Below are 14,343 nucleotides of genomic sequence, written 5' to 3'. Positions count from 1 at the left end.
TGCCTGGCATCACATCTGAGCCGTCACGGCACCTCTATCGGGCAGTGACGGCTCACACCCTTCCTCATATCATTCACACAATGAGAGATATCGGCCCCGGCGCCCGCGCGCCCGACGAACTGACCTTTAGCCAGCGCATGGCGAATCTTCGCCATCTCGGGCGGCTGTTTGCGCAGATCTGGCGCACCAGCCGGTTCCTAACGCTGGCAAGCATCGGGCTGCGCCTGGTCAAGGCGCTGCAGCCCATCGCCATGCTCTATGTCGGCAAGCTCATCATCGACGAAGTGGTGCGTCTTTCCGGCATCGCATCGCCCGGCGAGGACGTCTGGGCCTGGTGGGAAAGTGGAGCGCTCTCGACCATCACCTTCTATCTCGGCATCGAGCTCCTTCTGGTGCTCGTCAACGACCTCCTGACCCGTTCGGTCAACCTGGTCGATACAGTGCTCGGCGAGATGCACTCCAACACGGTCAGCGTCGAGCTGTTGCAGCACGCGGCGCGGCTCGACCTCATGCATTTCGAGTCGGCCGACTATCAAGACAGGCTGGAGCGCGCCCGCCGGCAGGCGGCGAGCCGGAATACGGTGCTTGCCCAGATCTTCGGCCAGGCGCAGGACATCATCACGGTCGCCACCCTGGCCGCGGGCCTCGCCGTCTACGCGCCCTGGCTCATCGTGCTGCTCTTCGTTTCGATGTTCCCGGCCGTCTGGGGCGAGCAGCGCTTCAACCTCAGGGGTTACTATCTCAACCGCGGGCGCACGCCCGAGCGGCGCCAGCTCGAGTATGTACGCTGGGTCGGGGCGCGGCCCGAGACAGCCAAGGAGGTCAAGCTCTTCGGGCTCGGCGATTTCCTCGTCGAGCGCTTCCGCACGCTCGCCACAGCCATCTTCCTCGACAACCGCAAACTCGCTATCGAGCGCACGGTGTTCGGCGGGATTCTCGCCGCAGTTTCGACCCTCACCTATTACGGTGCCTATGCCTACATCGTCTGGAAGACGATCTCGGGCGACTTTTCCATAGGTGACCTCGCGTTCCTCTCCGGCTCGTTCCTGCGCCTCAACGGGCTTTTCCACCAGATCATGATCGGCTTTACCCAGGTCGCCGGCCAATCGCTCTATCTCGACGACCTCTTTTCGTTCTTCGAGATCAAGCCGACCATTCTGGATCCTGCCAAGCCTCAATCGTTCCCCGATCCGCTCGCCAAGGGCATCCGGTTCGAGAAGGTGGGCTTTCGCTATCCCGAAAGCGAGACCTGGACGATTCGCGATCTCTCCTTCGAGATCAAGGCGGGAGAGACGGTGGCGCTGGTCGGCGAGAACGGGGCAGGCAAGACGACGATCGTCAAGCTGATGACACGGCTCTACGACCCGGTGGAAGGACGCATCACCATCGATGGCACCGACATCCGCGACATCGGGCTTGCCGACCTCGCCCGGCACATGGGAGTCATCTTCCAGGACTTCATGCGCTTCAGCTTTACGGCGGGCGAGAACATCGGCATCGGCGACGTCACGGCCGTCGACGACGAGGCGCGCATCCGCGAGGCAGCCGAGCGCAGCCTCGCCGCGGCAGTCATCGAGAAGCTGCCGGGCAGATACACGCAGGTCCTCGGGCGCATGTTCAGCAAGGGACGCGATCTTTCCGGCGGCGAATGGCAGAAGATCGCCATTGCCCGCGCCTATATGCGCGATGCACAGGTGATGATCCTCGACGAGCCGACGGCCGCGCTCGACGCGAAGGCCGAGGCCGAGGTGTTCGCCCGCTTCATCGGCCTCGCCCAGGGCAAGACGACGCTTTTGATCTCGCACCGCTTCTCGACGGTGCGCATGGCCGATCGCATTCTGGTGCTCGACAACGGCCGCATCATCGAGGATGGCAGCCATGCCGAACTCGTCGCCAGGGGCGGCCTCTATGCCGAGCTCTTCGAGCTGCAGGCCGCCGGCTACCGGTAGGCCAGGTGGCTGCCGCGAGCCGAGACACTTACGAGTGAACTCTTGCGGAGGGAACTCCGCGGGCATTTGAGAGTTGTCTGGCGGCAGTCTGACGGACCTCCAGAGACTGCAAGCGACCCAAGGCCTGAGCCCCCAAACCTGCCTTGGGTCGCCTCCTTCCCTGTTTCGTTCCTTGAGAGGCTAGAGACGCCGTTCCGATTGAAGCGGAATGGCGTCTCCCATCTCTGTGTTGTCGCGTTCTCGTAGCGCAAAAGTGGTGTCCACTTTTGCTGAAAACGTTCTATTGGACGTTCACCGTTACTTCGGCGTCGGCACCACCTTCGGCCGCCACGACCGTGCCGGGCGAATAGACGACCGTGCGGTCGGACATATTGACGATCCAGGCGCGATCCTCGGTATAGAAATACCCGAAGTCCGGACTCCCCTCGATCTGATGGATGACGACCGTATCGGGCACCACGTAGCCGACGTCTATTGTACCCCCGACAATCACGGGATCGGTGGGATGCATGCGTACATAATCGACCGTCGTCGCCTCGATGCCGGCCTCGGAGCCGATTACCGCTCCGGTAAAAGCACCGATGGCCGCGCCAATTGGTCCGAAAATCATGCCGCCGGCAACCCCCCCGGCCACTCCGCCGGCGGTGCCACCGACCGCGGCGCCGCCCTCGGCGTCAGCGTCGCCTTTGATGATCTGGGAAAAGGCCGGCGCGGTCAGCACCAGCGCCGCCACGGAGGCTAAAAGAAGCTTCTTCATCTCGATCTCCTTTCGTTGGGCGCGCGGGGTAGCGCACCTGGCCCTCGCGAGAGGCAAACGAAAGGATGGGAAGTCGGTTCCCCAATAGCTTGCAGCGGTTAAGCCGCAGGCAGCGGGAAGCGTTCGACCTCGGCCAGCAGGTCCAGCATGCCGGCGACCTGGGCCTCGGCCAGCATCCGCCCCTTCTCGGCCGTAGCGAGGGAGGCGTTGCCGGCGGCGCCAGCGGGGTTCACGTCGGAGGCGATCCAGGCATAGGAGTGGGCCGAGCCGGTGGGCCTCAAATACTTGTACTCGACCTCATCACGCGCGTGGATGGCGACGAAGTCTGCGGCCCGCTCCATATCGACGAGGTCGGGGCGGAAATGCAGCATCAGCGAGGTCTCGGCGTCTCCGCCGTGAATGCCGTGCCGCCGTTCGGTGTCGGAGAGGAGCCCCTCGGGCTGGGGGAAGCGCCAGCCGCTCCGGACCACCAGCATGCCCGCGCGCACCCTCAATTCGCGGGCCACGATGGACATGATGTCCTCATTGCCGCCGTGGGAGTTGACGATGACGAGCTTCCTGAACCCTGCGCGCGCCACTTCAAGCCCGATTTGGGTCCAGGCGTCGATGAGATTGGTGGCGACGTGACTGACGGTGCCCCGCGCCCAGATGTGCTCGTTGGACTTGCCGATCGCCGTAACCGGCAGGATGCGCACGTCCATCGCCTCGGGAATGCGCGGGGCAAGCATCTCCAGCAGTCCCTGGTTGATGTAGGTGTCGACCCCCACCGGCAGGTGCGGCCCGTGCTGCTCGACCGCGGCGATGGGCAGGATGGCGATGGCCGTTTCTGGATTGATGCTGTCGAATTCGCGCGCGGCAAACTCCGTCCACCAGATCTTGCGGGTCACGGTGCTCTCCTTGCGGTAGGGGACGTTCAAGCGGGGCCGGCCGCGATTGCCTCCACCTCGACGACGAATTCGGGGCGGGCAAAGCCCGAGACGATCATCAGCGTCGAGGCAGGATAGGGCTCGGCAAAGAGCGCGTTGCGGACGCTCATGTAGTCGGCCAGGTGCTCGCGCCCGGCGACGTACGCGTTGATGCGCACCACATCGGCGAAGGTCATGCCCGCTTCGGCGAGAATCGCTGCGATGTTGGCAAAGCAAAGCCGCGCCTGACCGGCGCAGTCGGGCGGCACGTCGCCGTCGGCGCCGATCCCCAACTGGCCCGAGCAGAAGACGATTCGCTGACCCGCCGGCACTACCATGCCGTGACTGTAGGGGGCGAAAGGCGGATGGATGCAGTCTGGTGTAAGCGGCTTGGCCATGGCTGGGACCATCGGTTGAGGCCGGGATGCTAGCGGTGGGTAAAGCGCTTGCCTAGCCTGTTTTCGCAAATTTGCATGCATAGCAGGCATAATTTTCCTGTGGTGCATTTTTGACCTTCACAACCGAAACATAAGGGGCGAAGAATTGTGCACGCCAACATGGCGCATAAGGATTCACCACGCATGGGTGCCCCTCCCTGCGCCCCGGTTCGGAGAATGATCAATGAGAGACGTCATCAGACTTACCGCATCGACGACGCTTGCCTTTGCCGCGCTTGCCGGTGCGGCAGCAGCCCAGGACAAAGTGACCTTCGCCACCAACTGGCTGGCCCAGGCCGAACATGGCGGCTACTACCAGGCCATCGCCGACGGCACCTATGCAGAACATGGTCTCGACGTCACCATCCGCCCCGGCGGGCCGCAGTCGCCCGGCCAGCAATTGCTCGCTACGGGCCAAGTCGATTTCTACATGGGCGGCATGGGCACCATCAATTCGGTCAAGGAAGGGCTTCCGACTGTTGCCGTCGCCGCCATCTTCCAGAAAGACCCGCAGATCCTGCTCGCGCATCCCGACGCGCCATTCGAGACGGTTGCCGACATGACGCAGGCGAGCAAGCTGATCATTGCCCAGTCGTCATTCTTCGGCGGCTTCTTTCTCTGGATGAAAGCCAATTACGAGGGCTTCCGCGACGAGCAGTACGAACCCTACACGTTCAACCCGGCTCCGTTCCTAGCCGACCCGATGTCGGTACAGCAGGGATACCTCACCTCCGAGCCCTATGAGATCGAGAAGCAGACCGGCTGGGCGCCGAAGGTCTTCCTGCTCGCTGATTTCGGCTACGCGCCCTATTCGACCACCATCGAAGCGCACACCGGGATGGTCGAGGAGAACCCGGACCTCGTGCAGCGATTCGTCGATGCCTCGATCATCGGCTGGTACAATTACCTTTACGGGGACAACACCGCCGCCAACGCGCTGATCAAGGCCGACAACCCGGAAATGACCGACGGCCAGCTCGCCTATTCGCTCGAGAAGATGAAGGAATACGCCATTGCCGTTTCGGGCGATGCCATCGAGCAGGGGATCGGCTGCATGACCGACGCGCGCTGGACCGGGTTCTACGAGAGCATGGTGGAGGCGGGTATGTATGAGCCCGGCATCGACATCTCCAAGGCCTATACGACCCAGTTCGTGTGCAAGGGCATGGGCGCCGACCTCGCCCAAATGTAGGCTACGTCCAGCACGCTCTCGGCACGGACAATCCCGCCCGCGCCGTTTCTAACCCTAACCCGGGTTATTCCTAGTGGCTCAATTATCCGTCGTTCCCAGCCATCCGGCACCAGCGGCCGAACACCGCCGGCTGGTGGTGTCGATGCAGAACGTGACCAAGGTCTTTTCCAACGGAACGCTGGCGTTGAAGGACATGTCGCTCGACGTGCGGCCCGGCGAGTTCATCTCGCTCCTCGGACCCTCGGGCTGCGGCAAGTCGACGGCGTTGCGCATCATCGCAGGGCTTGGCGACGCCTCGTCGGGCAGCATCGACTGGCCATCCTCCAAGATCAACGCCAAAGGGCTGCCCGAAGGCGATGTCGGCTTCGTCTTCCAGGAGCCGACGCTGATGCCTTGGTCCACGGTCTTCGGCAATGTCCATCTGCCCTTGAAGCTGCGTGGAGTGTCAAAGTCGGCCGCACGCCAGAAGGTGATGGAGGGGCTCGAAAGCGTCGGGCTCGCCGACTTCGCCGATGCCTATCCGCGCGAACTCTCGGGCGGCATGAAAATGCGGGTGTCGATCGCGCGCGCGATCGTCACCCGCCCAAAGCTGCTGCTGATGGACGAACCCTTCGCCGCGCTCGACGAGATTACCCGGCAGAAGCTCAACGACGACGTCCTGAAACTCTGGGAGCAGTTCGGGGTGACGGTCATTTTCGTCACGCACTCGGTTTACGAGTCGGCGTACCTCTCCAACCGCATTGTGGTCATGCGCGCCCGACCGGGCCAGGTCTATGCCGATCTCGAGGTCGTCCAGCCCAGGGTGCGCGACGGGGCCTACCGCACATCTGAATCCTACCGCGCCATCTGCCAAACGGTTTCCGATACGCTGCAGGGCGCTATCCACTCCGCGGAGAGCTGAACATGGCCGAGGTCACCGCAACACCAAGCGAGAAGGGAACGGACGCGGCCGTCGCGGTGCTGCGGCCGCGCGTTTCCATCAACGAAAAGATCTTGAGAATCGTGATCCCGATCCTGGCACTGGCGACGGGGATCGCGCTCTGGCAGTGGGCGATCGTTGCCAACGAGGTGCCGCGCTACATCCTGCCGAGCCCGGTCGACGCCGCCACCGCCCTCTATACCGACTGGGGCACGCTCTGGCCGGCGCTGGTGGTGACGCTGCGCATCACCTTCATGGCGCTGGCGCTTGCCCTCATCGGTGGCGTGACGCTCGCCATCATCCTCGTCCAGTCGCGCTGGATCGAGCTCACACTCTATCCATTCGCCGTCATCCTTCAGGTGACCCCGATGATTGCGGTGGCCCCGCTCCTTCTCATCTACGCGCCCGACACGCAGACGGCGCTGCTCATCTGCGCGTTCATCGTGGCGTTCTTTCCGATCCTCTCCAACATGGTGCAGGGCTTGAAGAGCGTCGACCATAACCTCTTGAACCTTTTCGAGCTTTACGGGGCCAGATCCTGGCAGGCGCTGCTTTTTCTCAAGATTCCCGCGTCCATGCCCTATTTTATGGCTGGCCTCAGGATCGGTGGCGGCCTATCGCTCATCGCCGCGGTCGTAGCCGAGTTCGCAGCGGGGTCCGCCGGCCAGGGCTCGGGACTGGCCTTCCGCCTGCTCGAGAGCCAGTACCGGCTGAATCTGCCACGGCTCTTTGCCGCCCTCATCCTCCTCTGCTGCACGGGTATCGCCATCTTTGCACTGACCTCGTTCATCTCGTGGCTGACGCTCCATCGCTGGCACGAGAGCGCCATCCGACGGGAGAACTGACTTGAAAGATCGTGTGTTTATTGCCGACAGCTACGTGCTCGCCAATGCCGGTGTCCCGCTGGCATTCATGGATCAGCCGACCGCGGGCGATATCGGACGCTTCGACATCACCGTTACCGATGGCATTATCGCCGCCATCGGCCCGACGGGCTCGGCCGACCCGTCGCTCCCCCGGCAGAATCTCGATGCTGGCCTCATCCTGCCCTGCTTTACCGACCTCCACACCCATATCGACAAGGGCCATATCTGGCCGCGCCGGGCCAATCCCGACGGCACGTGGATCGGCGCGCTTCAGGCGGTGATGGAGGACCGGCAGGCCAATTGGGCCGGCGCCGACGTCAAGAAGCGCATGGATTTCTCGCTGCGCTGCGCCTACGCCCACGGCACCGCCGCCATCCGCACCCACCTCGACAGCGCGCAGGGCCAACACGCAATCACCTGGGATATCTTCGAAGAGGCGCGCGAGAGCTGGGCCGGGCGCATCGAACTCCAAGCTGTCGCCCTCACCGGCCCCGATACGATTCTTGACAAGCCGGCACTGCGGTCGATCGCACTGCGCGTCAAGGCCGGCAAGGGAATTCTCGGCGGCTCAACCGCCGTCCATCCGGACAACCCGCACATCATGCGCAGTCTCGTCGATATGGCGGGAGAGCTCGGCCTCGACCTCGACCTCCACATAGACGAGACCGGCGACCCGGCCGCCGACGCGCTCAAATGCTTTGCCGATGCCGTCATCGAGACCGGGTTTACCGGCCGGGTCATCGCCGGCCATTGCTGCGCCCTCGCCCAGCAGGACACGGCGACGGCGATGGCGACCATCGAGCGCGTGGCCGAGGCCGGCATCGCGGTGGTCTCGCTGCCCATGTGCAACATGTATCTGCAGGACCGGTCGAATGACGCCGCTACACCTCGCTGGCGGGGCGTGACACTGCTCAATGAATTGAAGGCAGCGGGCGTCCCGGTCGCCATCGCGTCCGACAATACCCGCGACCCGTTCTATGCCTATGGCGACCTCGACGGGATGGAGGTGCTGCGCGAGGGCGCGCGCATCATCCAATTCGACCATCCGCAGGACGGGGCGTGGCCCTGGGCACGCACCATCGGCGCCGCCCCCTCGCAGATCGCCGGTTTTGCCCACACCGCAACTATCGCGCCGGGGTTGCCGGCCGACTTCATCCTGGTGCGGGCGCGCAGCTGGAGCGAACTGATGGCGCGTCCGCAATCGGACCGCGTCGTCATACGCGCGGGCAAGGCCATCGACACCACCCTGCCCGACTACCGCGAACTCGACGACCTAATGGGAGCTGCCTGATGTCCATTGCCGCCTTTCGTGCCGATCTTGGCGACGTGCCCGTCGAGGACCACCCGCGCATCGTCCAGCAGCGCAGCCGCGACCACTACTGGTACTCGCCGGTCCTGAAGGCCAAGCTCGACCACGTCTCCGCAGAAATCGTCGTCTCGCCTCGCACGCAGGACGAGGTCAAAAGGGTCTTGGCTGCGGCCTATAAGCACAAGGTGGCCGTCACGCCGCGCGGGGCAGGAACCGGCAATTACGGGCAGGCCATGCCGCTCGCCGGCGGCGCCATGCTCAACCTCATGAACCTCGACCGGGTCGTTCGGATCGAGAAAGACCGGGTGCGGGCCGAGGCGGGGACCGTGCTCGAAAAGCTCGACAACGAGACGCGCGCTGCCGTCGGCGGCGAATTGCGCTTCCACCCCTCGACCTACCGCATGGCGAGCCTTGGCGGCTTCATCGCCGGCGGCTCGGGCGGCGTCGGCTCGATCCGCTGGGGAGGCCTGAGGAACCTCGGCAGCATTCTCTCGGTCAAGATCATCACCTGCGAGGAAGGCCCGCGCGCGCTGGAACTGACCGGCGAGGATGTCCTGAAGGTCGCGCATGCGTACGGCACCAACGGCATCATCGTCGAAGCCGAGATGCCCCTGGCACCGGCCTATGACTGGGTCGACATCATGGTCGGGTTCGATGATTTCATCACCGCCTGCCGCTTTGCCGAGACCGTTGCAAGCCAGGAGTCGTTGCTCCTCAAGGAACTCTCGCCTTGCGCGGCGCCGATCGCGCAGGAGTATTTCAACCGCCACAAGTCCTATGTCCGGGACGGGCAATCGGTGGTGCTGATCATGGCGGCGCCTGTGGCGGTCGAGCCGGTGCTGATCTATCTGGCCCACTACGGCGGCGAGGTGCTCTACCGCTCGGACGAAGCGAGCGAAGAGGAGCTGCGGCGGCTTCCGCCGATCTACGAGCTCGCCTGGAACCACACGACACTGCGCGCCCTGAAGGTCGATCCAACCATCACCTATCTGCAGACCCGCTACCCGACCCTCAAGCATGTGGAAAAGATCGTCTCGCTGCTTGGGGATGAACTGCCCATGCATATCGAGATGACCCGCCAGGACGGGGAAGTGACCTTCGCGGGACTACCGCTGGTGCGCTATACCAGCGAGGAACGGCTCGAAGAGATCGTGCGCATCCACGAGGACAACGAATGTCTCGTCTTCAACCCGCACCGCTATACGCTCGAGGAGGGCGGCATGAAGCGGACCGATAAGGCCCAGCTGGCCTTCAAGAAAGAAGCGGACCCGACCGGCTTGCTCAATCCCGGCAAGATGGTCGCCTGGGACGATCCCGACTACGATTTCAACGCCGGGCGCGCCTGGCTCTTCCAGGGGCTCGAGCCTTATGCGCTCTGATGGGATCAGAGCGCCGGCTCTAGTTCTTTGTCGCAACGTTTCTTGCGAAAAGCCGGTATCCACCGTTTCGCACGTTGCTCTGGCCACAGCCGGAGCGGCCTGATGCGCGTCCACGTTGTCCACGCCCACCCGGTCGAAACCAGTTTCAACCGGTCGCTTTTCCATGCCGTCATCGACGGATTGAAGAGCGCCGGGCACGAGGTCGACCCGCTATCGCTTTATGACGAAGAGTTTCCGGCTGCGCTCTCCCGCGAGGAGCGGCTCAACTACCACGAGGTGCCGGGCAACATCACCTCAGCGGTCAAGCCCTATGTCGACCGGCTGCGGGCGGCCGAGGCGCTGGTCTTCGTACACCCGGTGTGGAACTACGGCTATCCGGCGATCCTCAAGGGCTATTTCGACCGCATCTTTCTGCCCGGCGTCAGCTTCAACCTGGTTGGCGGCAAGGACAAGCAGAGCGGCAAGCTGGTGCCGAACCTCGGGAACATCCGCAAGGCCGCGTTCGTCACCACCTATGGCGGCAATCGCTGGCGCAGTGTCCTGATGGGCGACCCGCCCCGGCGGCTCGCCAGCCGCTGGGGGTGGGTCACCTTCGGCTCGCGACCAAAATACCTGGCGCTCTACGACATGAACAACAATGGCGAGGCCGAACTCAAAGGGTTCCTCGACAGGGTCAGAGCCGAAATGACGCGATTCTGAGGGCGTCGGGACGTGCGCTCAGGTCTGCGAACCGCCCTCCACCGCGGCTTCGAGCTCAGCGTCGGGAATGTCGTCGAAGGAGGCGTAGTTGAGGTTGTAGAGCCTGGAGTAAAGCCCGCCCTCAGCCATCAATTGGTCGTGGTTGCCGGTCTCGATGAGTTGCCCGTTCTGCAGGACGATGATCCGGTCGGCACCGCGGATGGTGGCAAGCCGGTGGGCAATGACAAGGCCGGTACGGCCTTGCAGAAGCGTCACCAGAGCTTTCTGGATCAGCATTTCGGTGTAGCTGTCGATATTGGCCGTCGCCTCGTCGAGCACCAGGATCTTGGCGTCGGCGACGAGCGCGCGGGCAAAGCTCAACAGCTGGCGCTGGCCGAGCGAGAGGTTGCCGCCGCGCTCCTCGATCCCCGTCTCGTAGCCATCGGAAAGGCTCATGATGAAATCGTGAGCGCCCACGGCCTTGGCCGCCTCGATCACCTCCTCGCGGGTCGCGTCAGCCTTATGATAGCGGATGTTCTCGAACACCGAACCGGTAAAGAGGAACGGCTCCTGCAGGACCATCGCCACCTGCCGGCCAAGCGACTCCTGCGTCAGGTCCCTGACATCATAGCCGCCGACCCGCACTTCGCCCTGCTGCACATCGTAGAAGCGATGTATGAGCGCCATGGCACTCGATTTACCCGAACCGGTCGGACCGACGAGCGCCACGGTCTCGCCCGGGTTGACCCGGAATGAAACGTCTTTCAGCACCGGGTGTTTTGGATTGTAGCCGAAGCTGACACCCCGGAATTCGACGGAGCCATCCATCTGCGGCGACAGCGCGATGGCGTCGGGCTTGTCCTTGACGTCGATTTCAACGTCCAGCACCTCGATCAGCCGCTGCCCCGAGGCCATGGCCCGTTGCATGACCGAATACTGCATGGTCAGCGAGCGGATCGGATCGAAGAAACGCTGGATATAGAAGAGAAAAGCCACCATCACGCCGACATCGAGGGTGGCATTGACCACCATCGAGCCGCCGACGACGATGACGACGGCCATGGCCAGACCCGTGAGGCTGTCGACGATCGGGACCATCACCTGGGCGTATCTCGACGCCGTCAGGTGCGTGCGAAGGTTGGCGTGCGCCTTATCGTCATAAAGGGTAAAATTGACCTGCTGCCGGTCCATGGACTGGACGGCCCTGACACCATGGATGGCCTCGGCCAGTGCCCCGTTGGTTACCGAATTGGTCACGTGGGCGGCCATGAACGCCTTGCGGGCGAGTGGCAGCCAGAAGATGCGCACGATGAAGAGGACCGGCAGCACCGAGAGTGTCAGCAGCCCCAGGCGGAAATCGAGCCAGAGCATCACGCCCACGATACCGAAGAGCAGCACGATATCGCCGACGGAGAGCACAGAGGTTTCGAGGAACTCCTGCATGGAGTTCACGTCGCCCTGCAGGCGGCTCATCAGACGCCCGACCTCGGTCTTATCCATGAACGAGAGCGAGACCTTCTGCAGATGGCCGAACATGGCCCGGCGGATGTCGAAGAGCATGTTCTCGGCGACCTTGCCGACCACGCTCGCCTGCACGAAGCTCGCGCCGTAATTGATGAGGATGACGAGGGCGAATGCAGCGACTGCCCAGCCGAGCGCCGAGGGGTCAGGGCTGCCGACGACCATGCCGTTGTCGATGGCATAGCGGATGATCAGCGGGATGACGAGCTGAGTGCCGGTAAAGACCAGCACGGCTGCCACCGAGACCGCGACCTGCATCTTGTAGGGCGACACGAATGCCCAGATGCGCCGTACGACCCGCCCGTCGAAGGCCTTGCCGAACATCTCTTCTTCGATGCGGTGCGAGCCGACGACCGCGCGCGGCGGGCGCCGTCCGTCCTCGCGCACATCGTTGCGTTCGGTTTCGAGTTCCTCGCTCATTGCGCCGCTCCGAATTCTCCGAGCATCTCGTCTCCCGGACGCACCTGCAGGTCATAAAGCGCCTTATAGCGCCCGCCCCTGGCCAGAAGCTCCTCATGCGTCCCGCGTTCGACGATCTCGCCGTGCTCGAGGAACAGGATCTGGTCGGCGTGCATGAGCGAAGAAAGACGGTGGGCAACGATGATGGTCAGCCGGTCCTCGGCGTATTTTTTCATGGACGCACGGATGCGCTGCTCGGTCGCCGCGTCGATGGCCGCGGTCGAATCGTCGAAGACCATCACCGCGGGCCTCAACATCAGGGCCCTGGCGATCGACAGGCGCTGGCGCTGGCCGCCCGAGAGCGAAACCCCACGCTCGCCCACGACGGTGCCGTAGGCAGCCGGCAGGCCGAGCACGTAATTGTGGAGCTGAGCCGACTCGGCGGCGCGCTCGATGCGCCGTTCCTTTGCCCAGGGGTCGCCATAGGCGATATTGTTCTCGATGGTGGTGGTGAAAAGGAACGAATCCTGCTGCACCACCGCCACGGCCTTGCGGAGCGAGGCGAGCGTCGCCTTGCGGATGTCCTGCCCGTCGAGGGTGATGCGTCCGCCTGTCACGTCGTAAAAGCGGGGGATCAGGTGGGCAATGGTCGACTTGCCGCTGCCGGGCGGACCGACGATGCCGATGGTCTCGCCACGCCGCCCCTCGAAGGAGACGCCCCTGAGGACCGGCCGGCTCTCCTGGCTCGGATAGGCGAAATCGACGTTCTCGAAGCGCAGCGTTCCCTCGTTGATATCTAGGGGACGGGCGTCCGGCGCGTCCTTGATGGCGACGTCGAGGTCGAGGAGGCCGAAAAGGCGCGAGCCGCAGGTCGAGGCGCGTGCGAAGGAGTTGACCATCATGCCGAGCTGGCGCACGGGCATCTGCAGGATGGTCATGAAGGTGAGGAAAGAGGCAAGGGTTCCGACACTGATCTCGCCGGCCATCACCTTGTTGCCGCCGACCCAGAGCACCAGGCCCATGGCGATAAAGAACGAGAAGGTCATGGCGCTGGTATTGCGCACGCGGATGCCGACGCGCTCGTGGGCGAGTGAGAGCGCGTTCTTGGAGGCCTTGTCGAACTTCAGCATCTCGTGCGCCTGAGCGGCAAAGGCACGCACCACACGGATGCCGCCGAGATTCTCCTCCATCACCCGGGTCAGCACCGACAGGCGCTCCTGCAGGTCGAGCCACGTGGCACGCAGCCGCAACTGCGTGACCGACGAGCGCCAGGCAACGAACGGCACGAAACTCAGGGCCACGAGGCCCAGCACCACATCGGTCGAGATCAGGAGATAAGCGCCGACCCCGATGAGGATGGACAGGAGCACCACGCGCACCAGCGCCGTCGAAAAGAACATGCGCACGCCTTCCAGATCGAGCATGCCGATGGTGATGAGGTCACCGGAATGCATCTGGTCGTGGAAGGAGAAGGAGAGCCGCTGAATCTTCTCGTAGCAGGCAAGGCGCAGCTCATAGCCGATATGGTGGCCGACCGACTCCGAATAGTAGTTCTGCGACATGGTGAAGAGCCCGCGCAGGATGGCGACGGCGAGCAGCACCAGGGCCAGGGTCCACAGCGTGTCCTCGGCCGCCGCCCCCGCCGTCCCACCGGCGAAGGCGATCTGCGTCTCGTCGACGGCGCGGCCGAGCAGCTGCGGGATCGCCAGCTGCAGGCCGGCTGCAATGATCGTCGATCCGATGGCGAAGGTGACCTGCCAGGGGTGCCGGAGGGTCATGCGGGTAATCCGCAAAAGTGTGCTGAGGCCGCGACCCCAGCCGGCCGCCTCCACATGCGCGAACGAGTTTCCCCGCTTACCCGCGCTGCCTATCGCATCGCTGCTCAAGATATGTTCCAGTATAATTGCCCGGACGGGCCCAAGCGAGCCGGGGCGACTCGCCGGATAAAATAACCACTCGCAGGATAATTAAGGCGGATTCCGCCGCCTCACGCAAGAGTCGTGGCGCCCTAGTATGGCAGTTTTTTGAAGGC

At 63.7% G+C, this 14,343-nt stretch carries 12 protein-coding genes; 7 read left to right on the top strand and 5 right to left on the bottom strand.

The window, feature by feature from the left end:
• The first annotated feature begins 80 nt into the window (after positions 1 to 80).
• Positions 81 to 1,949 (top strand): ABC transporter ATP-binding protein, encoded by a 1,869-nt coding sequence (locus QQK18_RS09820; RefSeq protein WP_284340159.1) that lies wholly within the window; start codon positions 81 to 83, stop codon positions 1,947 to 1,949.
• Between the two features lie 280 nt (positions 1,950 to 2,229).
• Here the strand turns inward: QQK18_RS09820 and QQK18_RS09815 are convergent, their stop codons facing one another.
• The 3 genes from QQK18_RS09815 to QQK18_RS09805 form a co-directional block, all read right to left on the bottom strand.
• Positions 2,230 to 2,706 (bottom strand): DUF1236 domain-containing protein, encoded by a 477-nt coding sequence (locus QQK18_RS09815; protein ID WP_284340158.1) that lies wholly within the window; start codon positions 2,704 to 2,706, stop codon positions 2,230 to 2,232.
• Positions 2,707 to 2,804: 98 nt separating this feature from the next.
• Positions 2,805 to 3,593: a creatininase family protein gene (locus QQK18_RS09810; protein WP_284340157.1), complete on the bottom strand. Its 789-nt coding sequence runs from the start codon at positions 3,591 to 3,593 to the stop codon at positions 2,805 to 2,807.
• 26 nt (positions 3,594 to 3,619) lie between these two features.
• Positions 3,620 to 4,009, bottom strand: coding sequence for a RidA family protein (locus QQK18_RS09805; protein WP_284340156.1), 390 nt, complete (start codon positions 4,007 to 4,009; stop codon positions 3,620 to 3,622).
• Between the two features lie 223 nt (positions 4,010 to 4,232).
• Between QQK18_RS09805 and QQK18_RS09800 the strand changes: the two genes are divergently transcribed.
• The 6 genes from QQK18_RS09800 (at position 4,233) to QQK18_RS09775 (ending at position 10,412) form a co-directional block, all read left to right on the top strand.
• A complete protein-coding gene (locus QQK18_RS09800; RefSeq protein ID WP_284340155.1) occupies positions 4,233 to 5,240 on the top strand; it encodes an ABC transporter substrate-binding protein in 1,008 nt (335 codons plus the stop codon).
• Between the two features lie 142 nt (positions 5,241 to 5,382).
• Positions 5,383 to 6,141: an ABC transporter ATP-binding protein gene (locus tag QQK18_RS09795; protein ID WP_284340296.1), complete on the top strand. Its 759-nt coding sequence runs from the start codon at positions 5,383 to 5,385 to the stop codon at positions 6,139 to 6,141.
• Between the two features lie 2 nt (positions 6,142 to 6,143).
• The gene (locus tag QQK18_RS09790) at positions 6,144 to 7,004 is read left to right on the top strand and encodes an ABC transporter permease (RefSeq protein ID WP_284340154.1); all 861 of its coding nucleotides are present in this window, start codon (positions 6,144 to 6,146) and stop codon (positions 7,002 to 7,004) included.
• A 1-nt stretch (position 7,005) separates the two neighbouring features.
• A complete protein-coding gene (locus QQK18_RS09785; RefSeq protein ID WP_284340153.1) occupies positions 7,006 to 8,316 on the top strand; it encodes a cytosine deaminase in 1,311 nt (436 codons plus the stop codon).
• Complete coding sequence (locus QQK18_RS09780) at positions 8,313 to 9,713, top strand: FAD-binding oxidoreductase (RefSeq protein ID WP_379993744.1); 1,401 nt, start codon at positions 8,313 to 8,315, stop codon at positions 9,711 to 9,713. Before QQK18_RS09785 ends, QQK18_RS09780 begins: the two co-directional genes overlap by 4 nt.
• 102 nt (positions 9,714 to 9,815) lie before the next feature.
• The gene (locus tag QQK18_RS09775; protein ID WP_284340151.1) at positions 9,816 to 10,412 is read left to right on the top strand and encodes an NAD(P)H-dependent oxidoreductase; all 597 of its coding nucleotides are present in this window, start codon (positions 9,816 to 9,818) and stop codon (positions 10,410 to 10,412) included.
• An 18-nt stretch (positions 10,413 to 10,430) separates the two neighbouring features.
• On the opposite strand, the gene QQK18_RS09770 is transcribed toward QQK18_RS09775, so the two are convergent.
• Together QQK18_RS09770 and QQK18_RS09765 are read right to left on the bottom strand one after the other, a co-directional pair.
• Positions 10,431 to 12,332, bottom strand: a complete 1,902-nt coding sequence (locus tag QQK18_RS09770) for an ABC transporter ATP-binding protein (RefSeq protein WP_284340150.1) — start codon at positions 12,330 to 12,332, stop codon at positions 10,431 to 10,433.
• Positions 12,329 to 14,197 carry an ABC transporter ATP-binding protein gene (locus QQK18_RS09765; protein WP_284340149.1) on the bottom strand — a complete coding sequence of 623 codons (1,869 nt, stop codon included), beginning with the start codon at positions 14,195 to 14,197 and terminating at the stop codon, positions 12,329 to 12,331. The genes QQK18_RS09770 and QQK18_RS09765 overlap by 4 nt, the downstream gene beginning before the upstream one ends.
• Between the last annotated feature and the right edge of the window lie 146 nt (positions 14,198 to 14,343).

This window comes from Devosia nitrariae, from assembly GCF_030160115.1.
Taxonomy (GTDB): domain Bacteria; phylum Pseudomonadota; class Alphaproteobacteria; order Rhizobiales; family Devosiaceae; genus Devosia; species Devosia nitrariae.
The sequence above is the reverse complement of the archived record's forward strand: the minus strand, read 5'-3'. Positions and strand labels throughout refer to the sequence as shown.

What these genes read in the sequence shown, in the direction of transcription:
- QQK18_RS09820 (WP_284340159.1), top strand. Translation starts at nt 81, where the DNA reads ATGAGAGATATCGGCCCCGGCGCCCGCGCGCCCGACGAACTGACCTTT.
- QQK18_RS09815 (WP_284340158.1), bottom strand. Translation starts at nt 2,706, where the DNA reads ATGAAGAAGCTTCTTTTAGCCTCCGTGGCGGCGCTGGTGCTGACCGCG.
- QQK18_RS09805 (WP_284340156.1), bottom strand. Translation starts at nt 4,009, where the DNA reads ATGGCCAAGCCGCTTACACCAGACTGCATCCATCCGCCTTTCGCCCCC.
- QQK18_RS09800 (WP_284340155.1), top strand. Translation starts at nt 4,233, where the DNA reads ATGAGAGACGTCATCAGACTTACCGCATCGACGACGCTTGCCTTTGCC.
- QQK18_RS09795 (WP_284340296.1), top strand. Translation starts at nt 5,383, where the DNA reads ATGCAGAACGTGACCAAGGTCTTTTCCAACGGAACGCTGGCGTTGAAG.
- QQK18_RS09790 (WP_284340154.1), top strand. Translation starts at nt 6,144, where the DNA reads ATGGCCGAGGTCACCGCAACACCAAGCGAGAAGGGAACGGACGCGGCC.
- QQK18_RS09775 (WP_284340151.1), top strand. Translation starts at nt 9,816, where the DNA reads ATGCGCGTCCACGTTGTCCACGCCCACCCGGTCGAAACCAGTTTCAAC.
- QQK18_RS09770 (WP_284340150.1), bottom strand. Translation starts at nt 12,332, where the DNA reads ATGAGCGAGGAACTCGAAACCGAACGCAACGATGTGCGCGAGGACGGA.